16 protein-coding genes are annotated in these 16,635 nt (G+C 47.7%); 8 read left to right on the top strand and 8 right to left on the bottom strand.

Annotation, left to right across the window (positions count from 1 at the left end; genetic code table 11):
* Positions 1-2: 2 nt before the first annotated feature.
* From AJE_RS03535 to pseB, 7 genes are read right to left on the bottom strand one after another with little or no spacing between them, the layout of a single operon-like run.
* Positions 3-254, bottom strand: coding sequence for an acyl carrier protein (locus tag AJE_RS03535; protein WP_008949698.1), 252 nt, complete (start codon positions 252-254; stop codon positions 3-5).
* 14 nt (positions 255-268) lie between these two features.
* A complete protein-coding gene (gene pseH / locus AJE_RS03530; protein ID WP_008949697.1) occupies positions 269-853 on the bottom strand; it encodes a UDP-4-amino-4,6-dideoxy-N-acetyl-beta-L-altrosamine N-acetyltransferase in 585 nt (194 codons plus the stop codon).
* Between the two features lie 4 nt (positions 854-857).
* Positions 858-1,907: a pseudaminic acid synthase gene (gene pseI, locus AJE_RS03525; protein WP_008949696.1), complete on the bottom strand. Its 1,050-nt coding sequence runs from the start codon at positions 1,905-1,907 to the stop codon at positions 858-860.
* 5 nt (positions 1,908-1,912) lie between these two features.
* The gene (pseG, locus tag AJE_RS03520; protein ID WP_008949695.1) at positions 1,913-2,938 is read right to left on the bottom strand and encodes a UDP-2,4-diacetamido-2,4,6-trideoxy-beta-L-altropyranose hydrolase; all 1,026 of its coding nucleotides are present in this window, start codon (positions 2,936-2,938) and stop codon (positions 1,913-1,915) included.
* Between the two features lies 1 nt (position 2,939).
* Complete coding sequence (pseF, locus tag AJE_RS03515) at positions 2,940-3,638, bottom strand: pseudaminic acid cytidylyltransferase (RefSeq protein ID WP_008949694.1); 699 nt, start codon at positions 3,636-3,638, stop codon at positions 2,940-2,942.
* A 2-nt stretch (positions 3,639-3,640) separates the two neighbouring features.
* A complete protein-coding gene (pseC, locus tag AJE_RS03510; protein ID WP_008949693.1) occupies positions 3,641-4,801 on the bottom strand; it encodes a UDP-4-amino-4,6-dideoxy-N-acetyl-beta-L-altrosamine transaminase in 1,161 nt (386 codons plus the stop codon).
* Complete coding sequence (pseB, locus tag AJE_RS03505; protein ID WP_008949692.1) at positions 4,798-5,799, bottom strand: UDP-N-acetylglucosamine 4,6-dehydratase (inverting); 1,002 nt, start codon at positions 5,797-5,799, stop codon at positions 4,798-4,800. Before pseB ends, pseC begins: the two co-directional genes overlap by 4 nt.
* Before the next feature lie 225 nt (positions 5,800-6,024).
* Here pseB and AJE_RS03500 point away from each other — a divergent pair, with 225 nt between their 5' ends.
* Together AJE_RS03500 and AJE_RS03495 are read left to right on the top strand one after the other, a co-directional pair.
* Positions 6,025-6,810, top strand: a complete 786-nt coding sequence (locus AJE_RS03500) for a flagellin (RefSeq protein ID WP_008949691.1) — start codon at positions 6,025-6,027, stop codon at positions 6,808-6,810.
* A gap of 144 nt (positions 6,811-6,954) precedes the next feature.
* Positions 6,955-8,424, top strand: coding sequence for a sigma-54 dependent transcriptional regulator (locus AJE_RS03495; RefSeq protein WP_039928023.1), 1,470 nt, complete (start codon positions 6,955-6,957; stop codon positions 8,422-8,424).
* A 26-nt stretch (positions 8,425-8,450) separates the two neighbouring features.
* Here the strand turns inward: AJE_RS03495 and AJE_RS03490 are convergent, their stop codons facing one another.
* Entirely contained in the window at positions 8,451-10,016 is a 1,566-nt protein-coding gene (locus AJE_RS03490) for a glycosyltransferase (RefSeq protein WP_008949689.1), read from the bottom strand.
* 169 nt (positions 10,017-10,185) lie between these two features.
* Between AJE_RS03490 and AJE_RS03485 the strand changes: the two genes are divergently transcribed.
* The 6 genes from AJE_RS03485 to fliH all read left to right on the top strand — a co-directional run bounded on the left by AJE_RS03485 (position 10,186) and on the right by fliH (position 16,626).
* Positions 10,186-11,244: a sensor histidine kinase gene (locus AJE_RS03485; RefSeq protein ID WP_008949688.1), complete on the top strand. Its 1,059-nt coding sequence runs from the start codon at positions 10,186-10,188 to the stop codon at positions 11,242-11,244.
* Positions 11,237-12,580, top strand: a complete 1,344-nt coding sequence (locus AJE_RS03480; RefSeq protein WP_008949687.1) for a sigma-54-dependent transcriptional regulator — start codon at positions 11,237-11,239, stop codon at positions 12,578-12,580. The genes AJE_RS03485 and AJE_RS03480 overlap by 8 nt, the downstream gene beginning before the upstream one ends.
* 54 nt (positions 12,581-12,634) lie before the next feature.
* The gene (gene fliE, locus AJE_RS03475; RefSeq protein ID WP_008949686.1) at positions 12,635-12,973 is read left to right on the top strand and encodes a flagellar hook-basal body complex protein FliE; all 339 of its coding nucleotides are present in this window, start codon (positions 12,635-12,637) and stop codon (positions 12,971-12,973) included.
* A gap of 23 nt (positions 12,974-12,996) precedes the next feature.
* A complete protein-coding gene (gene fliF, locus AJE_RS03470) occupies positions 12,997-14,700 on the top strand; it encodes a flagellar basal-body MS-ring/collar protein FliF (RefSeq protein ID WP_420167166.1) in 1,704 nt (567 codons plus the stop codon).
* The gene (gene fliG, locus AJE_RS03465) at positions 14,693-15,724 is read left to right on the top strand and encodes a flagellar motor switch protein FliG (RefSeq protein ID WP_008949684.1); all 1,032 of its coding nucleotides are present in this window, start codon (positions 14,693-14,695) and stop codon (positions 15,722-15,724) included. Before fliF ends, fliG begins: the two co-directional genes overlap by 8 nt.
* Before the next feature lie 95 nt (positions 15,725-15,819).
* Positions 15,820-16,626 carry a flagellar assembly protein FliH gene (gene fliH / locus AJE_RS03460; protein ID WP_008949683.1) on the top strand — a complete coding sequence of 269 codons (807 nt, stop codon included), beginning with the start codon at positions 15,820-15,822 and terminating at the stop codon, positions 16,624-16,626.
* Positions 16,627-16,635: the final 9 nt, after the last annotated feature.

The following is a 16,635-nucleotide window of genomic DNA, read 5'->3' as shown; positions in this document are numbered from 1 at the left end:
AATTAAGCCTTTAGCGCCAGCTGGTAAATTTTGACAAACTCGCCGAAAGTACGTGGGTAAATTGCGATTTGCATTTCGCTGAAAGGATCTATACCCAGGTCCTCTTCTAATTGAGCAACTAACATGGCAAAACCAAGTGAATCCAGCCCGCTTTGCAGTAGTACAGTATCTTGTTCAATATCGGTAATTAAATGACAATTGGCCAGCTGTGCGACCTGGGTTAAGCTATCTTTAATATGTTGTTCTATGTTCACGGTTAAACCTGTTTTTAGTAAAAAAAGATCTGCTTAGCGGCGGCAGTAATTTGTTTAGGCAATTTCGCCAAAATGACGTCGCGGTTGAGCCGCCAACGCTCGAGCTGATAACAAAAGATTTTGACAACATAAGGTTGATTATCGCGCACTCCACCAGTCTTGTCCTCGAGTTGCTGATAATCAAATAACTGATGCAGTTTAATCACGTTGTGATTAAAGGATAACACCTCTGCGTAAAGCGTGTGGTAGTTTGCTTGGTTGGCAATATAGTCGAGGGCAGCAATTTCGAGTAGTAAGCCTGAACCCGGCCAGACATTGGTTTCACCCAGATAACAGCCCCATGCCATTGCGCCTTTACTCTGATGGGTAAAATTTAATACCCCAATAGGCCGGTTATCCTGAAAAAATACAAAAAATTTGCGCTGTGGATCGTTTTGCAGCGTCTCAAACCAGTTAAGATGCTGTGGCCAGCTAATACTAGCGTTGCTATGCATATTCCGCCGAATGTCTGGCAAGTTACGCCATCGCCATACCTGCTCGAGTAAGTCGATGGTTAGTGGTTTAAACTCAGACAGCGGGTAACGTTTTGCTATAGGCATAGGATTAAATCAAATCCCAGCTCATTGCAGTGCCTTTGCTGGCAGCCTTTCTAATTGGCTTTCCCAGCAACATTGGCAAGTATTTAGGCTCCAGCCCACGTCCTGGGCGAATCGAACGCAGATTTGTTGGATTAAACACATCACCTGCTTGCATATCTTCGGCAATATAAAGTGAGCGCCGGTATTTGCGTGATGCTTGCTCCTTTTCAGTTCCGCCGTAGGTCACCTTGCCTAGTGCGACAGCTGCTCGATTACATTCCTGCACTAAGGCGGAGAACTCTGTTGGCTCCAATGAAAACTCGGCGTCGACACCACCTTCACTTCTATCCAGCACAAAATGTTTTTCAATGATTGTTGCACCGAGCACGACACTTGCAACCGCGACCCCTATACCTGCTGTATGATCAGATAAGCCCACCTGGCAGCCAAACAATTCAGCGAGGTGTGGTATGGTTGCTAGGTTAGCATCTACCGGGGCGGCCGGATAATGCGAAGTACATTTAAGTAAAATAAGATCACAACAGCCATGTTTTCGAAGAACCTCAACTGACTCCGCTAGCTCACTCTGTGTTGCCATGCCGGTAGACATTATTACTGGCTTACCGGTTTTAGCCACCGCAGCCAGCAAACCATGGTCGCTATTTTCAAATGAAGCAATTTTATAGCAGGGTGTATTTAATTGTTCGAGGTATTCGACAGCAGCCAAATCAAAAGGTGTGCTAAAGGCCAGCATACCGTGCGAAGCTGCACGGTCAAAAATCGTTTTATGCCAATTCCACGGTGTCATGGCTTTTTGATATAAATCGTGTAGTGATTGGCCTTGCCACAAATTATCAGCATCTTGAATAACAAAATCGCCGTAACTAATGTCTAGTGTCATGCTATCCGCAGTGTAGGTTTGTATTTTTATCGCATCAGCACCACATTTTGCTGCTGCATCGACCATTGCCAAAGCTTTATCCAGCGATTGGTCATGGTTACCGGACAATTCTGCAATAATGAAAGGCGGTTGTTTGGCGCCAATTAACCGATTGCCGATCTTAATTTCTGTCATGTTGTTTATGCTACCGACTTAGTAAGTTGCTCTACGACCTGGAGTGTACCGGTGTCTTTTGGAATTACGCGCTTTGCCGCTTCGCTAATCGCTGCTAGTTGCTCAGGTTTACTAAGATAGTAACTAACCTTGTCAGCAATAATTCTTGGCGAAATATCACTGTATGCTCCTATCCAGACACAGGCGCCCAGTTTATCTAAATACGCTGTCGTTGCTTGCTGATTCTCTGCCACTGGCACCACTAAGGCTGGTAAACCAGTAATACAGCGCTCCCAATGGGTTGCACCGCCGGCGCCGAGCATCAATTGCGCTTTTTGCATTAATACCGCCATAGCATTAGTTTGAATATGTAACTGAACATTCGACAGCTGTGCACATTGCTGTTTGATACTGGCTTGCCAGGGGTTATTTAGCCCTATCACTATATCGGCAGTAACAGGGAGAGACTTTAGGCTGGCAATGGCTTCTATTGCCATAGAGGTTAAGTTTTGTTCATCGCTACCGCCAAAACTGACCAAAAGGTGGTTTGGAATTCTTTGACAATGCGGCTGATAAAATTCTTCGCGTAGTAAAGCATAACGTGGACCTAACAGCTGCTGACAACCCGCTGGTACCAGCGAACGATAGCGACTATCCATATCCGGAAGCAGGTTTTGATCCAACAGCAGGTCGCATTCAAGAGGACGGTTTGCCAAATCATCAATCACCATAATTTTCTGGCAACGTTGGCGCAGTAGCTTGCCATATCGTTGACCAAGCTGGTAATGATCAATAACCAACAGCTGATAGGGTTCTGTAATTAGCCCTAATGTAGCGAGTGCATCATCTTCTTCGCCAAAAAGCTCCGCTGGCAAACTTAACGTCTTAAAGCCAGCTTGTTGTAGCAAATCTATTAAATGCCCTTTATTGTTCCGACAGGCAAAACGGCATATAGCTCCATGTTTTAGCAAAGCTTTTGCCAGGGTTAGGCAGCGCATAATATGCCCACTACCTATTGTTACTGACGCATCAACCCGAAACAGTACCCGCATCTTAGCTCTGTTCCTGTTGTAACATCCGATATAGGTATTCAGCCCGTCGCCAGTCATCTGGTGTGTCGATATCCTGAACCCGATGCGATGGCAGTTCGTAAAGTTGTGAGTTGGCGCTAAACACACTTTTTTGCAGATCAAGCCAGGTCGATGCTTTAGCCCAGTAAAGCTGACCGGCATCATGAAATGTCGGTATCAGATCCTGTGAGCGTTTACTGATACTGGCTGGGTCAAAAGGGGCAACTCCGCCGGTTTCGGTTAACACTAATGCTCTTTGAATAGGAAAAGCAAAGCGCGCTGCGGTAAACACAAAATCTGCCTTAGTTGCGACAAGTCTATGCAGCAGTTCACCAATTAGCCCAGCATCCAATAGGGGTGCAGTAGCATAAAGGCAAGCGCAGTGCTCGAGTGGCCAACCCAAAGATTGCAGTTGCGAAATCGCATCCCGGATCACCTCTGTAGTGCCGGTATAATCGTCGGCGAGTTGCGATTGTCGTAGAAAAGGCACCTCGGCACCATATTCTAGCGCGACTTCAGCAATTTCAGCGTCGTCGGTCGAGACCACGACTTTATCAATTACGCCACTTTGTAATGCTGCCTGGATCGGATAAGCCAGCATTGGCTTACCACAAAAGTCCTTAATATTTTTCCGGGGTATGCGCTTACTACCACCACGTGCTGGAATAATCGCGATATTCATTGCTACTGCTCTAAAAATGCGCTTAAAGTTGTTACAACGAACTGTTGTGCTTCAGGTGTTAAACCCGGAAATAAAGGTAGAGTTACCGCCTGTTGATAATAGTTCTCAGCTTGTGGGCAGTAGCCTGCTTTAAATCCTAACTGTTGATAGTAGGGTTGCAGGTAAATAGGGGTATAGTGCAAGTGCCCAACTATGCCGTGTTGTCTTAGGTATCCGACACAGACTTTGTGTTGTTCCTGCGTCAGACTTATTAGTCTTACAACATAAAGATGATAACTACTATAGCTATCAGGGTGTTGGCTCAAAGGCTTAATCTCGGCATAACGGTTAAAAGCCTGGTTGTAATGCTCAACCAGTTGCTGGCGCGCACTCACAAAGCTATCCAGTTTGGAAAACTGGCTTAAACCCAGCGCGGCATGAATATCGGTTAGACGATAATTAAACCCAAGTAATTGCTGCTGATAATACCAGACACCATGGCTTGGCTCGGTCAACTCTGTAGCTTCAGAGGTGATACCGTGGCTGCGTAACATCTGCATTTTCCGTGCAAGTTTCGGATTTTGCGTGGTGGTCATGCCACCTTCACCGCTGGTAATAATTTTCACCGGATGGAAGCTAAACACAGTGATATCTGAATAACGGCAGTTACCTACGGGTTGATTTTGGTAGCGGGCACCAATCGCATGCGAGGCATCCTCAATGATATGAAAGCCATATTGTTCAGCCAGGGCGGCTATTGCCTGCATATCACAGGACTGACCGGCAAAATGTACTGGTATCACCACTTTAGGTAACTGATTTTGCCGCTGCGCCAGTCTTAGCTTTTCTTCAAGTGCCGCCACGGACATATTGCCGGAATCAAGCTCAATATCGACAAAGTCGACAGTAGCACCGCAGTACAGGGCACAGTTAGCTGAAGCGACAAAAGAGTTAGGCGAAGTCCAAACCCGAGCACCTGGGCCAACGCCCAATGCCAAGCATGCGATATGCAGGGCGGAGGTGGCGCTGTTAACAGCAACGGCAAACGAGACCTGACAATAATCGGCAATGGCTTGTTCAAAAGCCGGCACTTTAGGCCCCTGAGTGAGCCAATTGGATTGCAGTACCTCTTGAACTGCTGCAAGATCGGCTGCATCCAGTTGTTGCTTGCCGTAGGGTATCATTGCTCAGCCACCAGATTACAATGACGGATTTCATCGATAGTTAAAAAGTGCGGATTGGTGTCCGACACATATTCGAAACCCTGCTCAACTAATTGTCCGTGCTCACCCAGGGCATTAGTGGTGAAATCATTGCTACGGTTAAAAAACTTAATTGCTGGCGCAATCAGATAATGGTCAGCAAATTCATAGGTATGAAAAGACATATCGCCGGGGCACATCATTTCATGTAATTTCTCCCCGGGACGAATACCAACAATTTTTATCGGTAAATCGGGTGCCATGGCTTTTGCCAAATCTGTAATTCGAATAGAGGGGATTTTAGGTACAAAAATCTCACCGCCCAGCATCCGCTCGAAATTCTTCAACACAAAATCGACCCCTTGCTGCAGGGTGATCCAAAAGCGCGTCATTTGTTGATGTGTTACTGGAAGATGGTCGGAACCTTGATTAATCAGTTGCTGAAAAAAGGGCACCACAGATCCTCTGGAGCCAACCACATTGCCATAGCGCACGACTGAAAAACGCGGTCGACTGCTGCCCACCATATTGTTGGCTGCAATAAAAAGCTTATCTGAAGCGAGTTTGGTCGCACCGTACAAGTTAACCGGGTTAGCAGCCTTATCCGTAGAAAGGGCAATAACCTTATCAACATTACAGTCAATGGCGGCATTAATCACATTTTCAGCACCATTGATATTAGTTTTTATGCATTCTGTGGGGTTGTATTCAGCTGCTGGCACTTGTTTTAAGGCTGCGGCGTGGATCACATAGTCAACGCCATGCATAGCTCGCCGTAAACGCTCCGCATCCCGCACATCACCAATAAAGTAGCGCATACAGCGGTCATGAAAACGCTGTTGCATCTCATATTGTTTTAGTTCGTCGCGGGAGAAAATGATGATTTTCTTTGGCTTATAACGCGCTAACAGGGTAGCAGTATATTTATGGCCGAACGAACCGGTACCGCCAGTAATCAGGATTGATTTACCATCAAACATATTCGCTCACCTGTTATTGTGATTGTTATTAGAGACCTGCCAACAGATTAACGCAACTTTATAAAAAAACCGAGCGAAATCAATTTACTCAACTTGTAGTCTAGTTGTTTTTTTTTGTGCAGACAAAACACTGCTAAGTTATCGGCTTAATTGTCGTAAAGTTGAGCGCCTGGCTAATCCAAGCTATGCTTAGCCGATAGCGATCTGAAATGTCTGAGGTGTCTGATGAAGGTTACACCCCCCAACAGTAATATCCTAAATAACGTACTGCAGCAGCAACAAAAGCTCTCGCAACAGCAAGCCACCGCCAAACGTATCAATAGTGCAGCCGATGATGCTGCCGGCCTGCAAATCAGTAACCGTTTAACCAGTGCCATTAATGCCCAGCAACAAGGGCAGCGGAATTTGGCAGATGGCATCGCCTTTGCCCGGGTTTACGAGCAGGCGCTGCAGGGGGTTAATGATAACTTACTGGAGTTAGACCGCTTAGCGATAGCTGCGGGTAACGGTATCTACAGTGCGCAAGACCGTCAGACATTGCAAACAGAAGCACAGGGCTATCTGGCCAATATACAGCAAGGTTTACAAACAGAATTTGCTGGTAACCGCTTATTTAGTGATTCGGCGCGCAGCTTTAATGCCGGTGACGGTGAACTTAATCTGCAAACGCGTGACGCACAGGCGCTACTATCAGCACAAAATATCTTTAATTTAGATCTGACAAACCCACAAGGTTTAACTACTGCACAAAGCAGTATTCGTGCTGCCAGCGAGCAGATTAGTGCTTTTCAGGCGGAAACGGGAGCCAGTATTAATCGTTTGCAAAGTGCATTAAACGCGGTTTCTGGGCGTGAAGTCGCCACCTCAGATGCACGTAGTCGGATCGCGGATTTAGATTATGCGCGCGCTAGCAGCGATCGCGCCGCTGCTAATATCCTGACGCAAAGTTCAATCAATGTCGCGCTGCAGGCCCGGGTCTCCGCAGAGCAGGCCTTGTCGTTTCTTAGTTAACCAGCCATTAAATTCCGCTGGTTTTTTGACGTGGGTCTTAATTTAGCGTCAAAAAACCAGCATTTCATCTTGCATGCTGACATTCAGCTTGTACAATGAAAACAAATAACCAGAATAAATCGTGTTGCTATGTCTTCCACACCGCTGCTGTATATCTTTGATTTGCAAATTGATCGAGCCGAGCGTTTGGCAACAGTACTTAGTTTTATCGGCGAAGCTCAGCAGCAGCTTAATCCAGCGTCAGTGCAGGATAAGTTGCAGCTAGACTCAGAAGCTGTGGTATTACTCGGGAAATGCGGTGAGTTAGATGCACACAAACTGGTGCGGCAATTTCCAGCCTGCGCGTTTTTACTGGTTGGCGATAGTCAGTCGTCTCTGCTCGAACATGCAAATGTGATTGGCGTGTTGTCCGAGCCCTTTGCCTACAACAGCCTCACTCAGCTGCTGCGAGATGCTCAGCAGTATCATCGCTTACTGCCAACTCATAAAATGGCAGACAGCCAGGCTAAATTTGACGGCATGGTGGGGCAAACTCCGGCAATGCAAAAGGTCCGGTTCTTGATCCAACAAGTCGCAAAAACGGAGGCCAACGTGCTGGTGTTGGGACCATCGGGTACCGGTAAAGAAGTCGTCGCCCGAAATATCCATTTGTTGTCGACCCGGGCCAGTGGCCCCTTTGTGCCTATCAACTGCGGTGCGATTCCGGCTGAGCTCTTAGAAAGTGAGCTGTTTGGTCACGAAAAAGGTGCCTTCACCGGCGCGATTTCTACCCGCAAAGGCCGTTTTGAATTGGCGCAGGGCGGTACGCTGTTTTTGGATGAAATTGGTGATATGCCACAGCCAATGCAGGTTAAGTTGCTGCGCGTACTGCAGGAGCGAATTTTTGAACGCGTGGGTGGCACCCAAATCATTAGAGCTGATGTGCGGATTATTGCTGCCACGCATCGCGATCTGGAAACTATGATTAGCGATGGTAGCTTTCGTGAAGACTTATATTACCGCCTGAATGTATTCCCGATTGAAACACCGGCGCTTAGCGAACGGGCAGAGGATTTACCTCTGCTGATTAATGAGTTATTACAGCGGCAATATCAGGCGCATCAGGCCAAAGTCAAATTTACTGAGCGTGCCTTGGAAAGTCTGAAACTACATCCCTGGCCTGGTAACGTTCGCGAGTTAGCTAACCTGTTGGAGCGGATGGTAATTATGTATCCGGATCAAGTGGTTGATGTAGCAGAGCTGCCCAAAAAATACCAGCATCTGGAGGTCGACTCTTATCAGCCAGTTTATCCCGAGGAATTACAGGAACGCGATTTACTCAATGCGTTATTTCAGACGCCGGATGAGGAACTTGAGGTCGCGACTGAACCCGATACGGCGTTTGACGAAATTCAACTGGCTTTTGCTGCGGGCAGCCAATCTTTTGAGCTGCAGGAGCTGCCAGAGACAGGTTTAGATCTCAAAGAGTTTTTAGCCGAGCTGGAAGTGCGTTTTATCTCTCAGGCACTGGAACGACATGATTTTATTGTCGCCCGGGCGGCGGAGGTATTAGGCCTGCGCCGCACTACGCTGGTCGAAAAAATGCGGAAGTATAACTTGGGGAAAGAGGAGTAGCAGTATCTAACAATCCCGCCTCGGTTTTAGGATTTTGTTGGAACCTGCCAAGGTAGGTCAAACAAGGTATTCAAAAAAGCGAGTTGGATAACTTCTGCAAATGCTTTATCACTGTTGGTCAAAAGCGCTGCGCGTTGTTCAGCCTCCTGTTGCTGTGCAAAGTAAAAAGCCGCGTCTTCTTTATATCTACAGATGGTCTCAACCAGCAATTCATCGTCTTCTACAACAAATGCTTGGCCAGCGGTTACGGCACCGTCACCTTTGTTTAACGTTACTACCGGTTTTTGTTTATACAGAGCCTCAGCTACCGAGCTGCCACCCCCAACTCTAGGGGGATTAAGGTAGAGGTCGCAACACTCAAGTACCGCCAAAATATCCTCTTGAAAACCGAGGTGAACAAAGCTCTCCTCAAAGCCTGGTATTTGCTGACAATAGCGCTCGTAGCAATCGAATTGGCCCACTGTCACAAAACAAACCCCCTTATTAAAAAGTGGTCGGAGTGTCTCAATAAATGCAGTAGTAATTTCACTATCCAGCCGAGCGCCAACCATCATAACCACAAATTTATCTGATGGTAAATTCAGCTCAGTTCTGGTGTAGTGATGAGTCTGCGGCTTAAAATCGAAAGTAAAAAGACTCTCAAGAACGCCTTCTGGTGATAAATTCTGCTCCTCTAAAAACTTGGAGTCGTCAGCGGTAACTGGGCGGCCAATGACCCGAAATTGGCTTCGGGTGTAGGGTAAGCTGCTAAAGACAGTAGCGATTACAAGATTAGGTACTATCTGGCTGCTAATATCTGCCAGCAGGCTTTCGCCAATAGTTAGGGTGAAACTTGGCCTTAATGCCTTAACTACATCTAGTATTGAGGCCATTTCCTGAAGGTTTGGCATCGCTTTAGAGCACTGTGCAAACTTAAAATGACAACCCTTAAACTCGATAATTTGCTGTTCAAATTCATAGCGGGTTGAAATCGTACTGCCGTACCATGGAATGGCGCCTGCTGCAGTAAGAAGCTCACAGGTATTAATAAAAACAACTTCTTTGTTTAAGGTTTCTATTAAAACGCGAATTCTGTCCAAAGCCGTTTTCGAGGGGGCGTGCTGCATTCCCAAAAATTGGCCAGTAAAAACTATTACCAAATTATTGTTTCTCTCACTTGCCGAGATGTAGCGAAGGCTGGGGGCGAGATAGCTGTTAAATGAGGACAGAATATCAGTATACAATGCACTTAATTCAGATTTTGAAATTGCATTTAAACCTTGAAAAGAAAGTGATTTTAACTGATTGTATAAAAAGAATTTCTCATTCGGATGCAACTCAGATTGAGTAATCTGTTTAACTAATTGATCAAAATTAAGCTTAATACTCTTACTTTGTCCAAGCAATGAATACAAAAACATCAGTGCATAGAGATTCTTCGACGACATCTCTAGATATTGCTCAGCCGCCTCTTGAGACAAGGGCGAGATTTGGTTTAGTTTAACCCACTTATTGGCAAGTTCGATAATTTGAGCGCCGCGCTCGTCAAACAGCGGGTTTTGCTTCGAATTAAAAAGAGCGAGTAGCTTGGTAGTTGTTTCGATTATGTCCATTAGAATTCTCTTTTCCCTACAGTGATGCACTAAAGTAACAGGAACCCCAGGTCAGTGCTACTACTGACGTTTATTTGACTGTCTAGCTGGCTGATTTTGTTATGCTTTTTTTGGCATAATCTCTGCATAACTCCGGTTAGTATTAATCAAGCCCGAGCTATATCACTGCATGTCCGATATCTTCCGTTTTGAGCAAATTCTGCGAGCCTTACCTTCAGGCGTCATTATATTGGATGCTAAAGGTTTGGTAGTGGAAGCGAATCCGGTGGCCTTAGCGATCTTGGGTGAACCTTTATTGGGGCAGCGCTGGTTAACTGTTATCAACCGCTGTTTTCAGCCACGTAGCGACGATGGTTTGGAAGTGTCGTTAAAAGACGGACGTCGCCTGCATATTGCGATCAGTGCGTTAAACCCCGGCCAGCTGATCGTACTGACCGACTTAACCGAAACCCGTGCTTTACAGCAGCGGATCAATCATCTGCAGCGTCTGTCTACGCTGGGTAAAATGATGGCGACGCTGGCACATCAAATCCGCACGCCCTTAGCCTCCGCTATGCTTTACGCTGAGAATTTATCCACACCACTGTTGGCGGTGCAACGGCGCGAGCAATTTCAGCAAAAATTGGTGTTGCGCTTACGAGAGTTAGAGCAGCAGGTAAACGACATGTTGTTGTTTGCTCGCTCTGGCACTGCCCAGGCTGTGCAGCCGTTGTCTCTTCAGCAGTTACTCTCGATCTTTGCTGAGCGCAGTGAAGCCATGTTGTTAAGCTCCAACGCCGAACTCCAATTTTGTTGTGTTGAAGAAGACATTCAGTTGCTAGCCAACCCGCAAAGTCTGTGTGAAGCCCTATTAAATTTGCTACAAAACAGCGTCCAGGCGACCGGCCCCGGTGCGCAGATCCGTTTAGGGTTGCAACGCGAGAACGCGCAACAGTTCACTCTGCTTTTAAGCGACAGTGGCCCCGGTATTGAACCTGAGTTGTTACCGCATATTTTTGAACCCTTTTTTACCCGTAAAGCCGGAGGCAGTGGTCTTGGGCTGGCGGTGGTACAAGCAGTGATCCAGAGTCACCAGGGGCAGATCCGTTACTTATTGCCTGCCGAGCGGCCAAGTGCTCAGCTCAGTGGCGCCTGCTTTGCGATTACTCTGCCAATAATGGCGCAAAATGCGAAAGGCAAAGTTGCCATTAAACCCAAACAGCAGCAACAGGAGACGAGCCATGTCTGATTTAGTGGTGCTAGTCGTTGAAGACGATGCCGGTCTGCGTGAAGCCCTGTGTGATACCTTATTACTGGCTGGCTATTCGCCGCTGGCAGCAGATTGTGCCGAGCAGGCGCTGTTGCTGTTGAAAACGCAAAAGGTGCAGTTGGTGGTATCAGATGTGCAGATGGGATCGGTGTCAGGCTTGAATTTACTACAAACCCTGAATGAGCATTATCCGCAACTGCCTGTTTTGCTAATGACCGCCTACGCTAACGTGCAGGATGCGGTTGAAGCAATGCGTTTGGGCGCTATTGACTATCTGAGCAAGCCTTTCTCACCGGAAGTGCTTGTCTCGATGGTCAGTCGTTATGTGAAAACTGTGCCGGCATCAGCTAATCAGCCGGTAGTCGCCGATCCGAAAAGTTTGGCTCTGTTACAACTGGCAGAAAAAGTGGCTCGAAGCGAGGCCAGCGTGATGATTCTGGGGCCAAGCGGCTCGGGTAAGGAAGTGTTGGCGCGTTATATCCACCAGCAGTCCAGCCGCAGTAGCGCGCCCTTTGTGGCAATTAACTGTGCAGCGATCCCAGAAAATATGTTGGAAGCAACGCTGTTTGGTTATGAAAAAGGCGCCTATACCGGAGCAGTGAATGCCTGCCCGGGTAAGTTTGAACAAGCTAATGGCGGTACCTTACTACTGGACGAGGTAACAGAGATGCCACTGAACCTGCAGGCCAAACTACTGCGGGTACTGCAGGAGCGGGAGGTCGAACGCCTTGGCGCTCGTAAACTGATAAAACTCGATATCCGCATTCTGGCTACCAGCAATCGCGAGCTGCGTCAGGCTGTTAGTGAAGGTGTATTACGTGAGGATCTGTATTATCGGTTAAATGTTTTTCCCCTATGCTGGCCAGCGCTAAGTGAGCGGCCGGGCGATATCTTGCCATTAGCCGAGCATTTGCTGACAAAATATGCCCGACAACAAGAACGTGGCATCCCGGTTTTTACAGCTGCGGCAAAACAGCGCTTATTAGCACATCACTGGCCGGGTAACGTACGTGAGCTGGATAATGTGATGCAACGGGCGCTGATTCTGCAAAGTGGCAACCAACTTGAGGCGAACGATATCCTGCTAGAGTCCCATCCTTTTGTGCCAAGCGCTGCCAGCCAAGATCCCGAAACGTTGGCGGAAGAGAGTCACTTTAAGAGCGAGATCCACCAACAGGAACATAAGCTAATTCTGGCCACTATGCGTGCCTGTGACAATAAACGTAAAGAGGCGGCAGCCAGACTTGGGATCAGTGACCGTACTTTACGTTATAAGTTGGCCAGAATGCGCGATCTCGGTATCGAGGTGGCATAACCCTTGCTTTAGTGCCTGTATCAGCTTAACAGCAAATTTTTGACAGGCACTCTTATGCAAATCAAAGGTCAGGCGTTATACGCACAGATGCAAAGCATGGCCAGCCAGGCCAGAGCCTTACCGGCAGAAGCTAAACCCGCCATGGATATCGCGCCGGTTAATGGTAGCCAGTCTGATTTTACTACCTTATTCAAAAATGCCCTGGGTAACGTTAATGATCTGCAGCAACAGGCCAGTGCGATGCGCAATGCTGTTGAGCTGGGCGATCCCCGGGTATCCTTGGCGCAAGCCATGATCGCATCGCAAAAATCATCACTGGCTTTTGAAGCCACAGTGCAGGTACGCAATAAATTAGTGGAAGCGTACAAAGAAATTATGTCAATGCCGGTTTAAGTTAGGCGGGCATTAGGAGAAGTATTGTGGCAGATAATCAATCTACAGAGCTGGCTTTAACCAATACCGATTTTTCGAGTGAAGCAGCGCCTGCTGCGAAACCCGGTATTCTTGGCGCTTTTAACAGCAGTGGTGACTTACTAAGACAAGTGACTCTGGTTGTCGCGTTAACCATTTTGTTAGCGATAGCCTTTCTGATTATTTTATGGGCCAGGGCGCCGGAAATGCGGCCACTGGGGACCTATGCGACACAGGAGTTAATCCAGACGCTTGATCATCTGGATGCGCAGAAATTCAAATATAAGCTTGAAGGTAATGTGATTCTGGTACCCGAAAACACACTGCAGGACGTGCGTTTAAGTTTATCGCGTGCAGGCATGACACAAGAACCTTCGCTGGGAACCGAGTTTTTGTTGCAAGACAGCGGTTTTGGCGTTAGTCAGCGTTTGGAAATGGAGCGGTTGAAACATAGCCGTGAGCAACAGTTAGCGCGTACCATTGAAGAGTTGCAAAGCGTCGCCCGCGCCAGAGTGCTTCTAGCCATTCCTAAGGAAAACGTTTTTGCCCGCCAACAAGCACAACCCTCAGCAACAGTATTGGTTACCGCGCGCGGTGGTCGGGTAATTCGCGATAGTGAAGTTGAGGCTATTGTTGACTTAGTGGCTTCTGCTGTTCAGGGGTTGGCTCCGGGCCGGGTAACGGTAACCGATCAGAATGGTCGATTACTCAACTCAGGTTCTATTGATGGCTCTGCCGCTCGCAACCGCCGCGAGTTAGAAATTCAGAGAAGTCGTGAGGATGAATACCGTCAGAAAGTCGACTCGATTTTAATGCCTGTACTGGGATTAGGTAATTACACGGCACAGGTTGATCTGGTGATGGACTTCACTGCAATTGAACAAACCCAGAAGCGCTTCAATCCGGATCTGCCTGCGGTACGCAGCGAAATGGTAGTGGAAGAAAACAGCGTTGGCGGCGGGAGCAGTGGTATTCCCGGTGCTTTATCAAATCAACCTCCAATGCCTTCAGCAATCCCGGAGCAGGCTACTACCGCCAGTTCGCAGGCGGTAATACCGGGTCGTAGTCATCGCGAGTCAACCCGTAATTTCGAGCTGGATACCACCATCAGCCATACTAGCCAACAAAGCGGCATTATCCGGCGTTTAAGTGTTTCTGTTGCGATCGATTATCAAATGACAACGGCTGATGATGGCAGCCAGGTTGCCAGACCGCGTAGTCAGGCTGATTTGGATAATATCCGCCGTTTATTACAAGGTGGCGTTGGCTTTGACGTACAACGTGGTGATACTATCGAGGTGATCTCCGTGCCCTTTGTCCGAGAGCAGGTTGATGTCGAAACGGTCGAGCCATTTTATCTGCAGGATTGGTTCTTGCAGGTCGTTAAGGTAGTAATGGGTGCTTTATTGGTGATTGTGATTCTGTTGGCCATCGTTAAGCCGATGCTGCAGAAATTGATGAACCCGGCTGAGACCAGTGAAGCCTATGATGAGAATGCCTTAACTCAAGGGTTGGATTTAGGGGACGATCTCGATATGGCCGCCTCGACATTTGATGATAAAGCAGTCGGTTTTGCACCGGATGGCACCTTGATGTTGCCAGACTTGCATGGTGACGAAGATTTATTAAGAGCGGTAAGGGCGCTGGTAGCGAACGAACCGGAATTGTCCTCTCTGGTCGTCAAGAATTGGTTAGCAGAAGATGAGTGAAAATAAAGCCATAAAAGAATTCGACATCAGTAAGCTGGATGGTGTTGAAAAAGCAGCCATTCTGTTACTGAGTTTATCAGAAGAGGATGCCGCGCAAATTCTGAAGCATCTGGAGCCAAAGCAGGTGCAAAAAGTCGGTTTGGCAATGGCACAAACGACCGACTTAAATCAGGCAAAAATCGCTGCGGTACATCGTCGTTTTATTGAGCAAATTCAGAACTTCAGTACTATCGGCTTCCAGAGTGAAGAATTTATTAAGCGTGCCCTTACCGCTGCACTGGGTGAAGAAAAAGCCGCGAATCTGATTGACCAAATTGTCTTGGGTGGCGGTGCCCGCGGTCTGGACTCATTAAAGTGGATGGACTCAAAACAGGTTGCCAATATTATTCGCAACGAGCACCCGCAGATCCAAACCATCGTTTTATCTTATCTGGAGCCAGAGCAATCGGCAGAAATTTTATCGCAATTCCCGGAGAAGGTGCGGCTCGATCTGACTATGCGAATTGCCAATCTGGAAGAAGTGCAACCTGCAGCCTTACAAGAACTCAACGAGATTATGGAGAAGCAATTTGCCGGTCAGGCTGGCGCGCAAACAGCGAAGATGGGGGGCTTAAAGGCTGCGGCGGATATTTTGAACTACCTGGATACCAACCTCGAAGGTCAGTTGATGGATGCCATCCGTGAACACGACGAGGAGATGGCACAGCAGATCCAGGATCTGATGTTTGTGTTTGAAAACCTGATTGATGTCGACGACCGCGGTATTCAAACCATTCTGCGAGAAGTACAGCAGGACGTGCTGATGAAGGCTCTAAAAGGCACCGATGAGAATCTCAAAGAGAAGATCTTTAAGAATATGTCGAAGCGAGCCGCAGAGTTGTTGCAAGATGATTTGGAGGCCATGGGCCCTGTTCGGGTGAGCGAGGTTGAAACGGCTCAGAAAGAAATTCTGTCTGTGGCACGCCGCTTGTCGGACGCTGGCGAAATTATGTTGGGTGGTGGCGGCGGAGAAGAGTTCCTATAATGTCTCTTGAATACAACGCATCAGCCGGTATCGTCTGCCAGCGGTATCTGAAACTGCCGGTAGCATGATAGAAATATACTGAAAAGAGCCCTTGCATGACAACAGACGCCTTTCGCTCCAAAAAGCCCTTTTCGCCAGATGCAGAAGTTGAAGAGTTGCTGCGAGCCTGGAAAACCCTGGATCTTTCTGCTGAGACAGAACTAAAGCCTGGGTTGACTAATGCTCTGAATCTGCGCCGGCCGCCAGTGGCAGCCAGCGAAGCTGTCATAGCTGATACGCCCGAATACAAACCCTTAACGGCTGAGGATATAGAGCAGATCCGGCAAGCAGCCTATGATGAGGGGTTTGCTGAGGGCAAAGAGGAAGGCTTTAGCAAGGGGTATGCTGAGGGGCGAGAACAAGGCTTACAAGATGGTGTCACCCAAGGACTGGCCGAAGGTAAAAAACAAGCCATAGCGGCGGCTCAGCCTGAAATTGATGACAGGCGGGCACAATTATCGCAACTAATAGACCAGCTGCAGCAACCGCTACGTGGTTTAGACGTTCAGGTTGAACAGGCTTTAACTGAGTTGGCGCTCGCGATGGCGCAAGCGGTATTAGGGGTAGAAGTAAAAACTAATCCTCAGATCATACTGCAAGCATTGCAGGAAGCTACTTCGGCCTTACCTCTGCAAACCAGCCAAATGCGGATTAAGGTACATCCGGATGATTTATTAACTATCCGACAGCATTTTAGTGACGACGAACTACAACAACGACAGTGGCAACTGCGGGCTGAGCCAACAGTGGAAAGGGGTGGTTGTTTGGTTGAATCAGAAAAATCCAGCGTTGACAGAAGTTTGACGCAAAGATTGACCAGCAGTTTGGAACATTTCCTGCATCAGCAAACGCACAGTGACTAACATCGCCTG

This window comes from Alishewanella jeotgali KCTC 22429 (assembly GCF_000245735.1).
Lineage (GTDB): Bacteria > Pseudomonadota > Gammaproteobacteria > Enterobacterales > Alteromonadaceae > Alishewanella > Alishewanella jeotgali.
This window is presented reverse-complemented; position numbering and strand designations above follow the sequence as displayed.